Here is a 12,932-nt window from a genome sequence, read left to right as displayed (position 1 = left end):
ATTTTTCCGAAATTCACCGCTTGCATCCCGCGGAGCACATCGCTATGTTCCGCGCCACAACGACGCCGCAGTAGCTCAGGGGTAGAGCAACTGATTCGTAATCAGTAGGTCCGGGGTTCAAATCCCTGTTGCGGCACCAGTTTCTTCAAGGGCTCGGCAAGCAATTGCCGGGCCCTTGATCGTTTCTGGTCTTGGATCCCCAAGGGGGTTGCTGACGGTGGCGTCGCCCGGTGCCGCCGCTATGGAGAGAAGACCACCGGCGTGATCCGTACGGCCATGTCGAGGGCAACTCCGGAGCGGAGGATTCTCAGGACCGCGATGGTGCCTACGGTGGCGTCGTGGACGAAGGATTGCAATTCCTCCGGCGAGGAGACCATGCGGCCATTGGCCTCGATGATGGCGTCTCCCGGCATTGCTCCGGCGCGGGCGGCGGGGGAACCGGGGACGACCTGCTGGACCACAAGGGCGCTGCCGCCGGGCACCACATAGAGCCCCAGTCCCGGACGGGCCGATCCGCGCTGCACGGTTCCGGATTCCGCAGGGAACCGCGAGCCGAAATCGGGTGCCGCAGCGACGGCGGTGTCGGCGCGCAACATCCGCGCGACCGCCGCATCGGCGATTTCCATCGGGATGGCAAAGCCCAATGTCGAGCCGCCGGGTGCGGTTTGCACCGCCGCCGTGTTGATGCCGACAACCTCCCCGCGGCAGCTCAGCAATGGACCGCCGGAATTGCCGGGACGCAGCGGCACCGTCGTCTCCACCATTCCCATCATGTGGCGATCCGGTGCCGTGATGACCTCGCGGCCGAAGCCGTTAACGATGCCGGTGCTGACGGTGGTCCCTTGGCCGAACGGGTTGCCGATCGCCAGCACGGAGTCGCCCGGCTGCAGGCTGCCGGCCGGCGCACGCCGTGCTGCCGGGGGAAGGGGGCCATCGACGGACAACAGCGCCAGATCCAGGTCGGGGGCGCGGGCCACGATCCGGGCAGCGCGGCGCTCGCCGTCGGCCAGGGTGACGATGTGCAGGTCTCCGACCGTGGCGACATGGTCATTGGTGACGATGTGGCCATCGCTGTCCCAGATGAAGCCCGTCCCGAACGCGGGCTGGCCGCTTGAGGTCCGGATGGTGATCTTCACCGCCGACGCCGCGCTGGTCGGCAACAGCTGGATGCCGGCCGGGCCGCATCCGGCGAAAACCGGTTCAAGCGTCAGTATGGAAAGGGCGATGGCCATCGCCAGTGCAGCAAGTCTTTGCATAGCGAGTACCTCCTTGGAAGCAGCCAAACAAAAACGATGCCAACTGGAGCCAGTGGCCGGGGAAAGGGAAAACCTAGCGATACTGGTTGGATATTGCTTTTCCCGATAACATCATAGTCCTTGGGCAATGCAGCCAAGCGGCAGGTTTTGCCGGGTGTCGGGACAAATATTCCCAGTTATCCCTAATTGGCCCGGTAGGCATTTTCTGCAAGGCACAGGGATTGAAGCGATCGGAGTAAAGCCGTTGAGGGCAAGTGGCAGGCAGCGGATGCGATGAAATTACCTCTAATTTTATGTGTCTGCCCTGTAATCAAAATGATGATTTTTGATTGTCCAAAAGCCGTTCCCGAAAACCAGATATCGTGGAATAGTGCCTCTCATAAGTGGTCGCCCAAATGGGGCAACCAATGATGAACGGCTAATAAGGAATTAACCAATGCGTATGCCAATCATTGTTGCCCTTTTCGTTTCCGCCGGCTTGGCCGGTTGTACGACCACGAACGGTTCGACCGTTGCCGGCGTCGCGGTTACTGCAACTCCGGTGGTTGCCACTCCGGTTATGGCCACCCCAGTCATGGCCACTCCAGTCATGGCTTCCCCGGTTGTGGCCAGCCCGGTCATGACCGCTCCGGTCATGGCGTCCCCGGTCGTGTCGACTCCTGTGATGGCGGCCCCTGTGATGGCGTCCCCGGTCGTCTCCACCCCCGTCATGGCCACTCCGGTGGTTTCCGCACCCGTCATGGCGGCCCCGGTTATGGCAACCTCCGTCATCTCCACTCCTGTGATGGCCGCTCCCGTGATGGCCGCTCCGGTCGCCGGTTCGCCGGTCTACTACGTCCGTTGACCACCCGGCGCTGCAGATAGGAGGCTGAGATGATGAAGGCACTCGCTTGTGCAACGTTGCTGGTGGCCGGTATGGCCGGCGCGGCTCAGGCTCAAGTCGTCTACTATGCGACCCCGGTGGTTGCGGCCGCGCCCGTGGTCACAGTTCCCGTGATGGCGACCACGGTCGTTGCGCCGACCGCCATGATCGCCTCTCCCGTCGTTGCGGCTCCGGTGGTGAGCGCGCCCGTTGTCGCTTCTCCGGTGGTCGCCTCTCCGGTGGTTGCTGCCCCGGTGATGGCGGCGCCGGTCGTTGCCACGCCGGTTGTCGCGATGCCGACCTACATGGTTCCGACCTATGCCGCGCCGGTCTACCGGGTCCGCTAGGCTGGGTAAGGGAGGCATGTGATGCGCTTGTCCATATGGTCCGCTGCGGCATTGTCCGTCGTCGCTGCCGCTTCGTCCGCCCAGGCGCAGGTCGCCTATTACGGCACCCCCGTCGTTGCGGGAACGGTCGTACCGACGGCCGCGGTGACGGTTGGAACGGTGATGGCAACTCCGGTGGTCGCCGCGCCGGTGATGGCGGCGCCAGTGGTCGCCGCGCCGATGGCGGTCGCTCCTGTGATGGCCGCTCCGGTGCTCGCTGCGCCGGTTGCCTATGCGGCCGGACCGGAGGTGCGCGGCTTCTATCAGGTGAAGCGGGGCGGACGGCTTGAAACGGTTGCCCGGAAGGTCGGTGTTTCGCTGGCCGATCTGGTCCGGCTGAACCCGTCACTTGATCCGCAGGAACGGCTGGCGTCCGGCACCCTGGTCGCCCTGCCGGTGCCGTAAGGGCGGAGCTTCGCTGTTGCCGATGTTCGGGAATACCAATCTCCGTACCGGCTTGCGGACGGCTGGCAAGCTGGCGGTTGCGGCGGCGGTGCTGGTCACCGCCGCCTGCACCACCACCGGTGGCCAGCCGACGGCAGGCGTCATCGAGCCGTCCTATGTCTTCATGATCGGCGCCAACAAAAGCGACGTGCTGGGCATGTTGGGTGCCCCGCAGACGGGACCTCGGTTCGATCGTTTCAGCAACCTGACCGAGGTGACATATGTCTTCCCGTTCCGCGCGGTGCAGGCCGAATCCCGGCTGAAGGACGGAACGACCCGGGTCGAACTGGTCGACACCATTCACTTCTTCTTCAATCAGAAAAATCTGGTCGAGCGCATGGCGTTCCGAACCGACCGCTATTATCCGAGCTTCACCGATTTTCCCGTTCACAAGGTTACTGTGCTGCCCCGATTGATCGACCGTCAGGGACGGATCCATCCCGTCGCGGATCTTTCGCCTTCCATGCTGCGGACAGCGGGCTGAGGCGCCATGGCGACGGGAACTGGAAAACGGCGCCGCGCCTCCCCCAACGCCCAGGGCGATGAGGCAAAAGCCTCCGCTCCGACCGAAGCGCAGAGCGACGCGGTGCAGGCGGAGGACGGCGGGAGCGGACAATCCGATGCGGACGGACAGGAGACTCCGTCCGGAGGCGACCGGCGCCGAAGCGGATGGATAAGGTCCAGGCCGCGGCTGGCGGCCCTCGCCGCGGCCGGACTTGCGGCCGCCGGCTTGGTGGTTGTCGGGCTGGCGGTGGTGCTTCCGCAGCAACCGGCGTCCGGTGACGTTGCCGCACTTTGGGGCCGGCTGTCCGCCGCCATGGCTGCGGGCACGGCGCCAACGGTCCCGGCAGAGCCGCCGCCGGCTGAGAAAGCGCCGTCAGACGCGGCCCCGCAAAGCCCGGTGGCGGATGTCCGGACGGCTAAGGCGCCAAGGCCGCCGGAGCCTCCGGTCACGCAGACGGCTCCGGCGATGGCGCCGACGCCGGAGGAGCCTCTGCCTGTTCCGCCGACCGTGGTGCCGGTTGTATCCCCCATGCCGACGCCGCCAGCGGCAGCGCCGGCTGAACAGGGCCGGCAGCAGCCTCCGCCCCGCTTGGCGGCCGCCTCTCCAATTCCGCAACGCAAGCCGAAAGCGGCGCCACCCAGGCAGACCGGCACGCCCATCATGGCGGCTCCGACCGCCGGGGTCGCCGCCGGGGCTGCGGTCGTGTTGACGGTTGGGCAATCCACCGTGGGAAGCACGCTGCGCGTTCTGGGACCCGGCTCGTCAGACCGGCTTTGGCCCGATCGCACGCGGGAAATCGCTTACCGTTTCGGCCGACACCGCGTCCTCGTGGAGGGCATGGCGGTCACCGGTGTCACGCTGTGGTTCGATCCCCAGGGGGTGCTGGCCGCCGCCCGAACCCTGGAACCGGCGCCCCATCTGCTCGGGAACCCCGGCAGTGTGGCGGTCCTGCCGGCAACCATGGCCGGATATTGAAGCTTGCTCATACGGAAACGGGCGCCGCATCCCCCGACACGGCGCCCGCCACTCAACCCCACAATACCCCTCAGCCTCACTCCACCGCGTAAGGCGGCTTGGTGAAGCCCGCCGGCGACTGGGTGAAGATCTCCGCGCCATCGGCCGTCACGCCGATGGAATGCTCGAACTGGGCGGACAGCGACTTGTCCTTGGTCACGGCGGTCCAGCCGTCGCCCAGGATCTTCACGTCGGGGCGGCCGGTGTTGATCATCGGCTCGATGGTGAAGATCATGCCTTCCTTCAGGACCAGGCCCTCGCCCGGCTTGCCGTAATGCAGGACCGACGGCGGCTCGTGGAAGACGCGGCCGACACCGTGGCCGCAGAAATCGCGCACCACCGAGAAACGGTGGGACTCGGCGAAGGTCTGGATGGCGTGGCCGATGTCGCCCAGCGTGGCGCCCGGCTTCACCGCGGCGATGCCGATCATCAGCGCGTCATAGGTGACGTCGACCAGCTTGCGCGCCTTCACGCCGACGTCGCCGCACAGATACATGCGGCTGCTGTCGCCGTACCAGCCGTCGACGATCGGAGTGACGTCGATGTTGAGGATGTCGCCGTCGACCAGCCGCTTGTCGCCGGGAATGCCGTGGCAGACGACATGGTTGACCGAGATGCAGTTGGCGCGCGGGAAGCCGCGATAGCCCAGCGGGGCAGGGACGCCGCCATGGTCGCGGATGAACTGCTCCAGCAGGCGGTCAAGCTCGCCCGTGGTGACGCCCGGCTGCACATAGGGGACGATGTAGTCCAGTGCCAGCGCGGCCAGACGGCCGGCCTTGCGCATGCCTTCGAATCCCTCCGGACCATGAAGACGGACGCGGTTGGATTCGACGTGATCCTGTTCCAAGACGAAAGCCCCTATGCCAAGTAACCAAAAGCCGGATGTTTGAGCCCGCCGCAGCCCTAAAGCCGGATCGGCAGCGGCCGGTCCAATTCAATCGATTCGGGCGTGATCGCGCAAGACCAACACAGCGCCTCCACCCCGGAATCCAGTGCGCGGCGCAGACCATCATGATACGCCGGATCGAGATCGGCCGCCGTGCGGAAATGGGAACAATCGCCGCGCTGGACAAGGTAGAGCATGACCGCGCGGCAGCCCTGGGCCACCATCGCCGCCATCTCCTCCAGATGCTTGGCGCCGCGGGCGGTGACGCAGTCCGGAAACTCGGCGGCGTCACCATACGGGCCGTCGGGGCGGCGGAGGTGGACGTTCTTGACCTCGACATAGGTCAGTGGGCGGGCGCCGGGCTTGGCCGGGTCGTCCTCCAGCAGCACGTCGATGCGGCTGTTGCGGCCGTACTTCACCTCGCGCCGCAGCCGGTCGTAGCCGGCCAGCTCCGGGATGGTGCCGGCAGCGATGGCGGCGGCGACCAGCGCGTTGGGATGGCCGGTGTTGACGCCGACCAGCCCCTCGCCCCAGGGGGCGGCGGCCTCTACCAGCTCCAGCGTGTAGGCCAGCTTGCGGTTCGGGTTGTCGGAGCGCGACAGCCAGACGGCGGAGCCGGGAAGGTCCAGCCCGATCATGCTGCCGGAATTGGGGACATGCGCCGTCACCTCCACCCCGTCCAACAGGACATCGGCAAGAAACCGCTTGTAGCGGCGGATCAGGCGGCCTTGAAGAAGGGGGGTGGGAAAGCGCATCTTGGCCGCGACGCTACCCTTGGCCTTCCCGCTCGACAAGAGCGTTCCACGGAGACCCGCACCGCCATGACGTCCGAAGCCGCAGAAAACCCGGTTGCCGCAAATCCCACTGCCGCCGTCCTGGTGATCGGCAACGAGATCCTGTCGGGCCGCACCAAGGACGCCAATCTCGGCCACATCGCGGAGAAGCTGACGGAGATCGGCGTGCGGCTGCGCGAGGCCCGCGTGGTGCCGGACGTGGAGGAGGAGGTCGTCGCCGCGGTCAACGCGCTGCGCGCCCGCTACACCTATGTCTTCACCACCGGCGGCATCGGCCCGACCCATGACGATATCACCGCCGCCTGCGTCGCCAAGGCTTTCGGCGTGGCGCTGGAACGCAACCCGGAGGCGGTCGCCCGGCTGGAGCGCCATTATGCCGCCGGCCAGTTGAACGAGGCGCGGCTGCGCATGGCCAACGTCCCGGCCGGCGGCATCCTGATCGACAACCCGATCAGCCAGGCGCCGGGTTTCCAGATCGGCAACGTCTTCGTCATGGCCGGCGTGCCCAACATCATGCGGGCGATGCTGGACGGCATTCTGCCGCGGCTGGCCGGCGGGCCGGCTCTGCATGCCCGCACGGTGGCCTGCGAGTTGGCGGAGGGGGTGATCGCCGCCGAGCTGTCCGCTCTGCAGGACCGCCATCCGGCCCTGGAGATCGGCAGCTATCCTTACTTCCGCGCCGGCTTCTTCGGCGTCAGCCTGGTCCTGCGCGGCACCGACGAGCAGGAATTGGCGGCCGCGACCGACGAGCTGGCGGAGATCGTCCGCCGCCTGGGCGGTACGCCCACCGTCACGATTGGTACGAAAGGGTAGTCGGGCTATGACTCCGGTCCAAATGACGGTTATGTCGGCGGATCGATTGTCGAGGACCGTTTAGGCCCTACATTAACAGATTGTCATCCAAATCAGCTTTGCCGCGGGAGTCCCGCCATGAAGAGCTTCGAGAAAGCAGCGCTGCTGTTTCTTCTCCGCCATCTGTTCGCCGGCGTCGTCGGCGCCGTGGTGCTGGCGACCGGTCTCTTGTGGTTCGACGTCGCCAAGCTGGCGACGCTGATCGGCAACAGTGATTACGGCATCACCGCCACGGTGATGCTCTATGCCGGCCTGATGCTGACCTTCGGCAGCGTGTCGATGGGAATCGGCATCATGACGATGAACGAGGACACCCGTCCTTAATCAGAGGCCGAACGGTCCGAATCGGTTATAGACCCAGACCAGGGCGACGATCAGCGCCAGCCAGAGCGCGGCGTTGCGCAGCACGACTCCGCGGTTCCGGCGAAGGGCGGCCGGCACCACCAGGACCGCGACCATCAGCAGCGTCACCAGCGACATCCATTGCGTCTCGCTCACGCTGCCTCCCTCCCTATGCCGGCCCAGTCCCAGGCCTGTCTCCCAGTTGCGCTTCCTTCGATATGGGAATGCCTGCGGTTTTGCGAAGGCCTCTTGACCCGCAGCCCCGCGATTGTCTAAGTCATGACCACGGAACGGTGCGTTGCATATCGAGGTATGCAATCTGCGCGCGCGGCGCGGGACCGCTCCGTGGACATGAGCTTTGCCGTACGGATCCGGTCGCATGGGCTGGATTGCGGTGGCAGAGTCCGGGGCGCGGGCGTGGCGAAACCGGTAGACGCAAGGGACTTAAAATCCCTCACCCTAAGGTATGCGGGTTCGAGTCCCGCCGCCCGCACCATCTTGCCGAGCGATGGCTTTCCTGACCGATGCGGGAGCGTCCCAACGGGCGTGGAGGGGGCGGGAACCCACCCAGGCCCCACCCATGCGGCTCCCGCACCGGCGGTCGCTCACCGCGCCTCGACCGGGCCGCAGGACCGACGGTGGGCAAGCAGGCAGTCTTCGGTCTTCGACTGCCGCATCAAGGCGTCCATCAGCCAGTAGCCCAGCATCAGGACGATCATGATGGCGATGGCGGCGCCGAGATTGGCGGCCATGCGGGGGCGATCGTCGTCCGGCGTCTTGCCTGGCATCACTTCTTGCCCGGCTTCCGCTTGGTCCGGCCGTTGGCCGCCTCGCCCTCCTTGCGCTGAAGGAACAGGCGGCCGGCCTGCATCGCGGCTGCACGGCTGATATAGCTGCCGCAGTCGAAGCGCTGGCCGTTGAACATCACCGTCAGGGTGAAGCTCTGCGGGACGACTTCATCGACAATGATCGAGGAAGGGGCAGTCGAGGGGGAGGCGGGCTTCATGCGGTGGTCTCTGCTTCTTGCCTGCGGCGTAAGGATTCATACGTTCCCGGTTACGCGCAGGCCAGCGGCTTCGACGAGCCCGCCGCCCGATCAGCGCTCCACCTTGCCGCCGGCATTGACCCAGGCGGCGAAACCACCGCGCAGGCGGTTGATGGTGCCGGTGTGGCCGGCGGCCATCATGCGCTCGGCGGCAGGACCGCAACGCATGCCGCCCTGGCAATGGAAGACCAGATGCTTGCCCGGTTCGGTCGGGACGCGCGACGGGTCGAACCGCGACAGCGGGTTCAGGATCGCGCCCGGAATGTGGCCGGCGGCGTGCTCGTGCGGTTCGCGGACGTCGACGATCACCGCCTCGCCCTTGGACTGCCATTGGATCGCGGTCGCCGCGTCGATCTGCTGGATGCGGCCGGCGGCGCCCTGTCCATCCGAGGGTGCAGCGGGAATCAGGCGGCGGAAAAGCGAGCACAGCGACATGGATCGTGGTCCTTGCAAGGGGGGAGGGGGGCGGCCGCGGACGGCTCTTGACCTATAGATTAGTATATTCTAATTTATTGTCAATGAATGGCGGTGCCGCCTGGGCACAGATGGTCCTGCGGGCGCCCTTCAAAAACAGGAGACGACCATGCATAAGAACTGGCCGCAGATGACCGGTGAGCTGTCCGGCGCCATCCGTGAACTGCGCGGCGGTGCGCCCGACGTCATGAAGGCCTTTTCCGGAATGGCCCAGGCGGCGCTGAAGGCGAATGCGCTGGACACCAAGACCAAGGAACTGATCGCGCTCGCCATTGCGGTGGCGATCCGCTGCGACGGCTGTGTCGCCTTCCATGCCGAAGCGGCGATGAAGCAGGGGGCCAGCCGCGACGAGGTAATGGAGACGATGGGGATGGCGGTTTATATGGGCGCCGGGCCGTCGGTGATGTATGCCGCCCAGGCGGTCGAGGCCTTCGACCAGTTCGCCGAAAAGGTGGCCGGCTGATCGGAAACCTGATCCGGCCGGAAAGCGCGATCCCAAGTGAGGGGATCGGGTGGTGCGGGCGGTCGGACTCGAACCGACACTCCTTGCGGAACCGGATTTTGAGTCCGGCGCGTCTACCAATTTCACCACGCCCGCAGCGACGCCTCTTCTAACGCAACAGTCCGGAAACGGAAAGTGCAAAAGAACGGGGCGTCCGGGCTTCTCCGTCCGGACATCGCCAGGCGTCGGGGACGCCGCCGCGGTGCCGCTTATTCCCCGCAGCGGCCGTGGCCCCTGCCATGCCGTCGCAGGGGCGGCGCGGGTGTCGCGGACGGCTGGCCGAACGGCCCAGTACGCGCTACCTTGTCGGCCATGACGACCAAGCCCTTCATGTCCCGCATCTTCGACGATCCCCGCGTGGCCGCCCTGCTGCTGGCGCTGGCCAGCGCCGGCGTGCTGCTGTCGGCCCTGTTCTTCCAGTTCGTGCTGGATTACCAACCCTGCGTGCTGTGCATCATGCAGCGCTGGCCCTATGTGGCGGTGATGGTGCTGGGGCTGGTGACCTGGCTGTTCCGCCGCTGGAAGGGGCTGGGCGACGCGCTGCTGGTGGTGAGCGGGCTGGCCCTGCTGGCCGGCGCCGGCATCGCCGCCTATCATGTCGGGGTGGAGCAGCATTGGTGGGCCGGCACCTCGTCCTGCGGCGGGTCGGCGCCGGCCAATTCGCTGGAGGCGTTGCGCGCCCAGGTGTTGGCCGCCCCGGTCACCCGCTGTGACGAAGTGGCGTGGTCGCTGTTCGGGATCTCAATGGCGGGCTACAACGTGGTGATCTCGCTGGCGCTGGCGGCCTACGCCTTCGTCGCGGCACGCATCGCCTACACCCGCACCCCGGTGTCGAGGACCGCATTGTGAGTGAAACGACGTCTGCCACCGCTGTTTCCCGTTCTGGCTCGCTTCCCGGTTCGCTTCCCGGCGATTTGCCGCGGCGCGAGCGGCTGGCCCGCATCGTCCGCGTCGACCATGCCGGCGAGTACGGCGCCAAGCGCATCTATGAGGGCCAGATCGCCGTCATGGGCAAGGGGCGCCACGGCAAGACCCTGCGCCACATGGCGGAGCAGGAACTGGTCCATCTGGAGTATTTCGAGAAGCAGCTGAACAGGCGCCGGGTGCGGCCGACCCTGCTGCAGCCCCTGTGGCACGTCACCGGCTTTCTGCTGGGCGCCGGCACCGCGATCCTGGGCGAGCGCGCGGCGATGGCCTGCACCGTCGCAGTGGAAGAGGTGATCGAGGAGCATTACGAGGCGCAGCTGAAGCATCTCGGCCCCGAGGAGCAGGAGCTGACCGACAGCATCCGCAAGTTCCAGGCGGAAGAGGTCGAGCACCGCGACATCGGGCTGCAGAACGAGGCGGAGCGCGCGGCGGGCTATCCGATTCTGTCGGCGGCGATCAAGGCCGGCACCCGGGCGGTGATCTGGGTGGCCGAGAGGGTGTGACGGGCGCAGGGGGCGACAGCGCCCCCCATCCGCACCGCGTTACATCGGGTCCAATTCCGAGTCCCAATAAAGAAAATCCCGCCAACTTTCATGGAGGAAGTTTGGCGGGAAGGCGCGTCCGTTCTCTTGCAGCTCGTAGGCACTGGGCTGGAAGGGCGGACTGAGGGGGATCATGCCGCAGACGTGGGGAAGGCGGTCGCCCTTCGCCAGATTGCAGGCCGAACAGGATGTGATGACGTTTTCCCACGTTGTCCGACCGCCGCGGGATCGCGGGATCACATGGTCGAAGGTCAGGTCGTGGGTGGGGAAGGGGCGGCCGCAATACTGGCAGGTGAAGCGGTCGCGCAGGAAGACGTTGAAGCGGGTGAAGGCCGGGCGGCGCGTGGCCGGGATGAACTCTTTCAGCGAAATGACGCTGGGCAACCGGACTTCGAAACTTGGGGATCGGACGACCCGGTCATAGTGCGATACGATGTTGACCCGTTCGAGAAAGACCGCCTTGACCGCTTCCTGCCAGGACCATAGCGACAAGGGGAAGTAACTGAGCGGGCGGAAATCCGCGTTCAGCACCAGAGCCGGACAGTGATCGGGTGGTGGAGCCAATGGCCACTCCCTTATCTGAAACCGTTGTCTGACGTGTCTGGATCCCGGCACGCGACACTGGTGCGGCTTGTGCGCGGGGTCGTCTTTGCTCCGCCCCGGCGGCCGGATGGCGATCCGGGACAACCAGATACATAGTGGATCAGGGGGCCGGACTCAACATCTTGACCCGGTGCGGCCGAATTTCTTCACCGATGTGTAACCTTTTTCGCGCTGTGGACATGCCCGGATAGGCGGCAGATGGCGATCCGGACCTTCGCGCGGGGGCTGTGACATCGACAATGACATCGGCAGAAAGTCCGGCCGCTTCCCTTGTGCGCTTACCGCTCGTTAACCATGACGCCGCCATGGTGGGTCTCGTTGATCCAAGCCGATCCCGCCGGTCCGAACCGGCCGGAAGCGACCCCGAGGAAAGTCCGCCATGACCGCCGTCATCATCGACCTCGCCCAGAAGCGCCGTGAACGCGAGGAGCGTGAGCGCCAGATCCGCATCGACGCGTTCGATCGCGAGCTGCGCCGCCGTCTGGCGCTGTATCTGGAAGGCGAAGAGATTCCGGTCGAGCCGATCCGCGACAATCCTTATATTTGATCTGGCCTTACATCTAAGTCCCGCCTGACCGACACATCCCGCGCCCGGTCCGGCGCGCGATCCGCTATAAAGCGGGGATGAGCGATCTCGTCACCCGCTTCGCCCCCAGCCCCACCGGGCACCTGCATCTGGGCCATGCCCATTCCGCGCTGTTCGGCTGGACCACCGCCCGCAGCGCCCCCCGCAGTGCCGCCGGCCGCTTCCTGTTGCGGATCGAGGACATCGACCCCAACCGCTGCCGCCCCGAATACGAGCGCGACCTGATCGAGGATCTGGCGTGGCTCGGTCTCGACTGGGACGGTCCGGTCCGGCGCCAGTCCGACCATTTCGACGATTTCCGCGCGGCGCTGGCCCGGCTCGAGTCGCTGGGCGTGCTCTATCCCTGTTTCTGTACCCGCAAGGACATCGCCGCCGAGATCGCGCGGGCCGGTGCGGCGCCTCATGGACCGGATGGGCCGCTTTATCCCGGCACCTGCCGTCATCGCTCCATCGAGGAGCGGGCGGAGAGGATTGCCCGTGGCGACAGTTGGGCGCTGCGACTCGACGTGGAGGCCGCCCGGCGGCTGACCGGGCCGCTGCGCTGGCACGACCGGGCGCGGGGCTGGCAGGAGGCGACGCCGGAACTGCTGGGCGACGTGGTGCTGGCGCGCAAGGACACGCCGACCAGCTATCACCTCAGCGTCACCGTCGACGACCATCTGCAGGGGGTGACGCTGGTGACCCGCGGCGAGGACCTGTTCTTCGCCACCCACCTACACCGGCTGCTGCAGGCGCTGCTGGGCTACGATCCGCCGGACTATCACCATCACGGCCTGCTGCGGAACGCGGCTGGCGAGCGGTTGGCCAAGCGCGACCGCGCCCAGTCCCTGCGCTCGCTCCGCGACGAGGGCCGCAGCCCGGCCGAGGTGCGGGCGCTGGCGGGGTTCGCGGACCAGATTTGAATACTTGGGC

The 12,932-nt window shown here is 66.4% G+C and carries 20 protein-coding genes and 3 tRNA genes; 13 read left to right on the top strand and 10 right to left on the bottom strand.

Annotation, left to right across the window (positions count from 1 at the left end; all coding sequences use genetic code 11):
• Positions 1–64 precede the first annotated feature (64 nt).
• A tRNA-Thr gene (locus ACCD06_RS15105) sits at positions 65–139 on the top strand.
• A gap of 100 nt (positions 140–239) precedes the next feature.
• Here the strand turns inward: ACCD06_RS15105 and ACCD06_RS15100 are convergent.
• Positions 240–1,256: a S1C family serine protease gene (locus ACCD06_RS15100; RefSeq protein WP_413341566.1), complete on the bottom strand. Its 1,017-nt coding sequence runs from the start codon at positions 1,254–1,256 to the stop codon at positions 240–242.
• Between the two features lie 429 nt (positions 1,257–1,685).
• Positions 1,686–2,027 carry a hypothetical protein gene (locus tag ACCD06_RS15095; RefSeq protein WP_413341564.1) on the bottom strand — a complete coding sequence of 114 codons (342 nt, stop codon included), beginning with the start codon at positions 2,025–2,027 and terminating at the stop codon, positions 1,686–1,688.
• A 102-nt stretch (positions 2,028–2,129) separates the two neighbouring features.
• Here ACCD06_RS15095 and ACCD06_RS15090 point away from each other — a divergent pair, with 102 nt between their 5' ends.
• The 4 genes from ACCD06_RS15090 (at position 2,130) to ACCD06_RS15075 (ending at position 4,428) form a co-directional block, all read left to right on the top strand.
• A complete protein-coding gene (locus tag ACCD06_RS15090; protein ID WP_199232137.1) occupies positions 2,130–2,465 on the top strand; it encodes a hypothetical protein in 336 nt (111 codons plus the stop codon).
• Positions 2,466–2,486: 21 nt separating this feature from the next.
• Positions 2,487–2,909, top strand: coding sequence for a LysM peptidoglycan-binding domain-containing protein (locus ACCD06_RS15085; protein WP_413341562.1), 423 nt, complete (start codon positions 2,487–2,489; stop codon positions 2,907–2,909).
• A 16-nt stretch (positions 2,910–2,925) separates the two neighbouring features.
• Positions 2,926–3,432, top strand: coding sequence for a hypothetical protein (locus tag ACCD06_RS15080; protein WP_413341560.1), 507 nt, complete (start codon positions 2,926–2,928; stop codon positions 3,430–3,432).
• Between the two features lie 858 nt (positions 3,433–4,290).
• Positions 4,291–4,428: a hypothetical protein gene (locus ACCD06_RS15075; protein WP_413341558.1), complete on the top strand. Its 138-nt coding sequence runs from the start codon at positions 4,291–4,293 to the stop codon at positions 4,426–4,428.
• A 76-nt stretch (positions 4,429–4,504) separates the two neighbouring features.
• Here ACCD06_RS15075 and map read toward each other — a convergent pair whose 3' ends face one another.
• Together map and sfsA are read right to left on the bottom strand one after the other, a co-directional pair.
• Positions 4,505–5,314, bottom strand: a complete 810-nt coding sequence (map, locus tag ACCD06_RS15070; RefSeq protein ID WP_413341555.1) for a type I methionyl aminopeptidase — start codon at positions 5,312–5,314, stop codon at positions 4,505–4,507.
• Positions 5,315–5,370: 56 nt separating this feature from the next.
• Positions 5,371–6,108, bottom strand: a complete 738-nt coding sequence (gene sfsA, locus ACCD06_RS15065) for a DNA/RNA nuclease SfsA (protein ID WP_136705792.1) — start codon at positions 6,106–6,108, stop codon at positions 5,371–5,373.
• 66 nt (positions 6,109–6,174) lie between these two features.
• Between sfsA and ACCD06_RS15060 the strand changes: the two genes are divergently transcribed.
• Entirely contained in the window at positions 6,175–6,960 is a 786-nt protein-coding gene (locus tag ACCD06_RS15060; protein WP_109157491.1) for a competence/damage-inducible protein A, read from the top strand.
• A gap of 117 nt (positions 6,961–7,077) precedes the next feature.
• Positions 7,078–7,323 (top strand): hypothetical protein, encoded by a 246-nt coding sequence (locus ACCD06_RS15055; protein ID WP_109157492.1) that lies wholly within the window; start codon positions 7,078–7,080, stop codon positions 7,321–7,323.
• On the opposite strand, the gene ACCD06_RS15050 is transcribed toward ACCD06_RS15055, so the two are convergent.
• The gene (locus ACCD06_RS15050; protein ID WP_413341553.1) at positions 7,324–7,497 is read right to left on the bottom strand and encodes a hypothetical protein; all 174 of its coding nucleotides are present in this window, start codon (positions 7,495–7,497) and stop codon (positions 7,324–7,326) included. It abuts the gene before it with no gap.
• Positions 7,498–7,752: 255 nt separating this feature from the next.
• Between ACCD06_RS15050 and ACCD06_RS15045 the strand changes: the two genes are divergently transcribed.
• Positions 7,753–7,837, top strand: a tRNA-Leu gene (locus tag ACCD06_RS15045).
• Between the two features lie 109 nt (positions 7,838–7,946).
• On the opposite strand, the gene ACCD06_RS15040 is transcribed toward ACCD06_RS15045, so the two are convergent.
• The 3 genes from ACCD06_RS15040 to ACCD06_RS15030 all read right to left on the bottom strand — a co-directional run bounded on the left by ACCD06_RS15040 (position 7,947) and on the right by ACCD06_RS15030 (position 8,821).
• Positions 7,947–8,129, bottom strand: a complete 183-nt coding sequence (locus tag ACCD06_RS15040) for a hypothetical protein (protein ID WP_413341551.1) — start codon at positions 8,127–8,129, stop codon at positions 7,947–7,949.
• Positions 8,129–8,347, bottom strand: coding sequence for a hypothetical protein (locus tag ACCD06_RS15035; RefSeq protein WP_413341549.1), 219 nt, complete (start codon positions 8,345–8,347; stop codon positions 8,129–8,131). The genes ACCD06_RS15040 and ACCD06_RS15035 overlap by 1 nt, the downstream gene beginning before the upstream one ends.
• Before the next feature lie 90 nt (positions 8,348–8,437).
• Positions 8,438–8,821, bottom strand: a complete 384-nt coding sequence (locus tag ACCD06_RS15030) for a rhodanese-like domain-containing protein (protein WP_136704598.1) — start codon at positions 8,819–8,821, stop codon at positions 8,438–8,440.
• A gap of 148 nt (positions 8,822–8,969) precedes the next feature.
• Between ACCD06_RS15030 and ACCD06_RS15025 the strand changes: the two genes are divergently transcribed.
• Positions 8,970–9,323: a carboxymuconolactone decarboxylase family protein gene (locus ACCD06_RS15025; protein ID WP_109152239.1), complete on the top strand. Its 354-nt coding sequence runs from the start codon at positions 8,970–8,972 to the stop codon at positions 9,321–9,323.
• Between the two features lie 50 nt (positions 9,324–9,373).
• Here ACCD06_RS15025 and ACCD06_RS15020 read toward each other — a convergent pair.
• Positions 9,374–9,458 (bottom strand) — tRNA-Leu (locus tag ACCD06_RS15020).
• A 216-nt stretch (positions 9,459–9,674) separates the two neighbouring features.
• On the opposite strand from ACCD06_RS15020, the gene ACCD06_RS15015 reads away from it, so the two are divergent.
• Positions 9,675–10,211, top strand: coding sequence for a disulfide bond formation protein B (locus ACCD06_RS15015; RefSeq protein ID WP_413341546.1), 537 nt, complete (start codon positions 9,675–9,677; stop codon positions 10,209–10,211).
• Positions 10,208–10,792, top strand: coding sequence for a demethoxyubiquinone hydroxylase family protein (locus tag ACCD06_RS15010; protein WP_413341544.1), 585 nt, complete (start codon positions 10,208–10,210; stop codon positions 10,790–10,792). The genes ACCD06_RS15015 and ACCD06_RS15010 overlap by 4 nt, the downstream gene beginning before the upstream one ends.
• 39 nt (positions 10,793–10,831) lie before the next feature.
• Here the strand turns inward: ACCD06_RS15010 and ACCD06_RS15005 are convergent, their stop codons facing one another.
• Positions 10,832–11,395: an HNH endonuclease gene (locus ACCD06_RS15005; protein ID WP_042688610.1), complete on the bottom strand. Its 564-nt coding sequence runs from the start codon at positions 11,393–11,395 to the stop codon at positions 10,832–10,834.
• A 418-nt stretch (positions 11,396–11,813) separates the two neighbouring features.
• Between ACCD06_RS15005 and ACCD06_RS15000 the strand changes: the two genes are divergently transcribed.
• Together ACCD06_RS15000 and gluQRS are read left to right on the top strand one after the other, a co-directional pair.
• Entirely contained in the window at positions 11,814–11,981 is a 168-nt protein-coding gene (locus tag ACCD06_RS15000; RefSeq protein WP_014248815.1) for a hypothetical protein, read from the top strand.
• A gap of 77 nt (positions 11,982–12,058) precedes the next feature.
• Positions 12,059–12,922: a tRNA glutamyl-Q(34) synthetase GluQRS gene (gluQRS, locus tag ACCD06_RS14995; protein ID WP_413341542.1), complete on the top strand. Its 864-nt coding sequence runs from the start codon at positions 12,059–12,061 to the stop codon at positions 12,920–12,922.
• Positions 12,923–12,932 lie beyond the last annotated feature (10 nt).

It is taken from the genome of Azospirillum sp. CT11-132 (genome assembly GCF_047302835.1).
In the GTDB taxonomy this organism is placed as follows: Bacteria; Pseudomonadota; Alphaproteobacteria; order Azospirillales; family Azospirillaceae; genus Azospirillum.
Note: the sequence above shows the minus strand (reverse complement) of the source record. Positions and strands in the feature narration are given on the sequence as shown.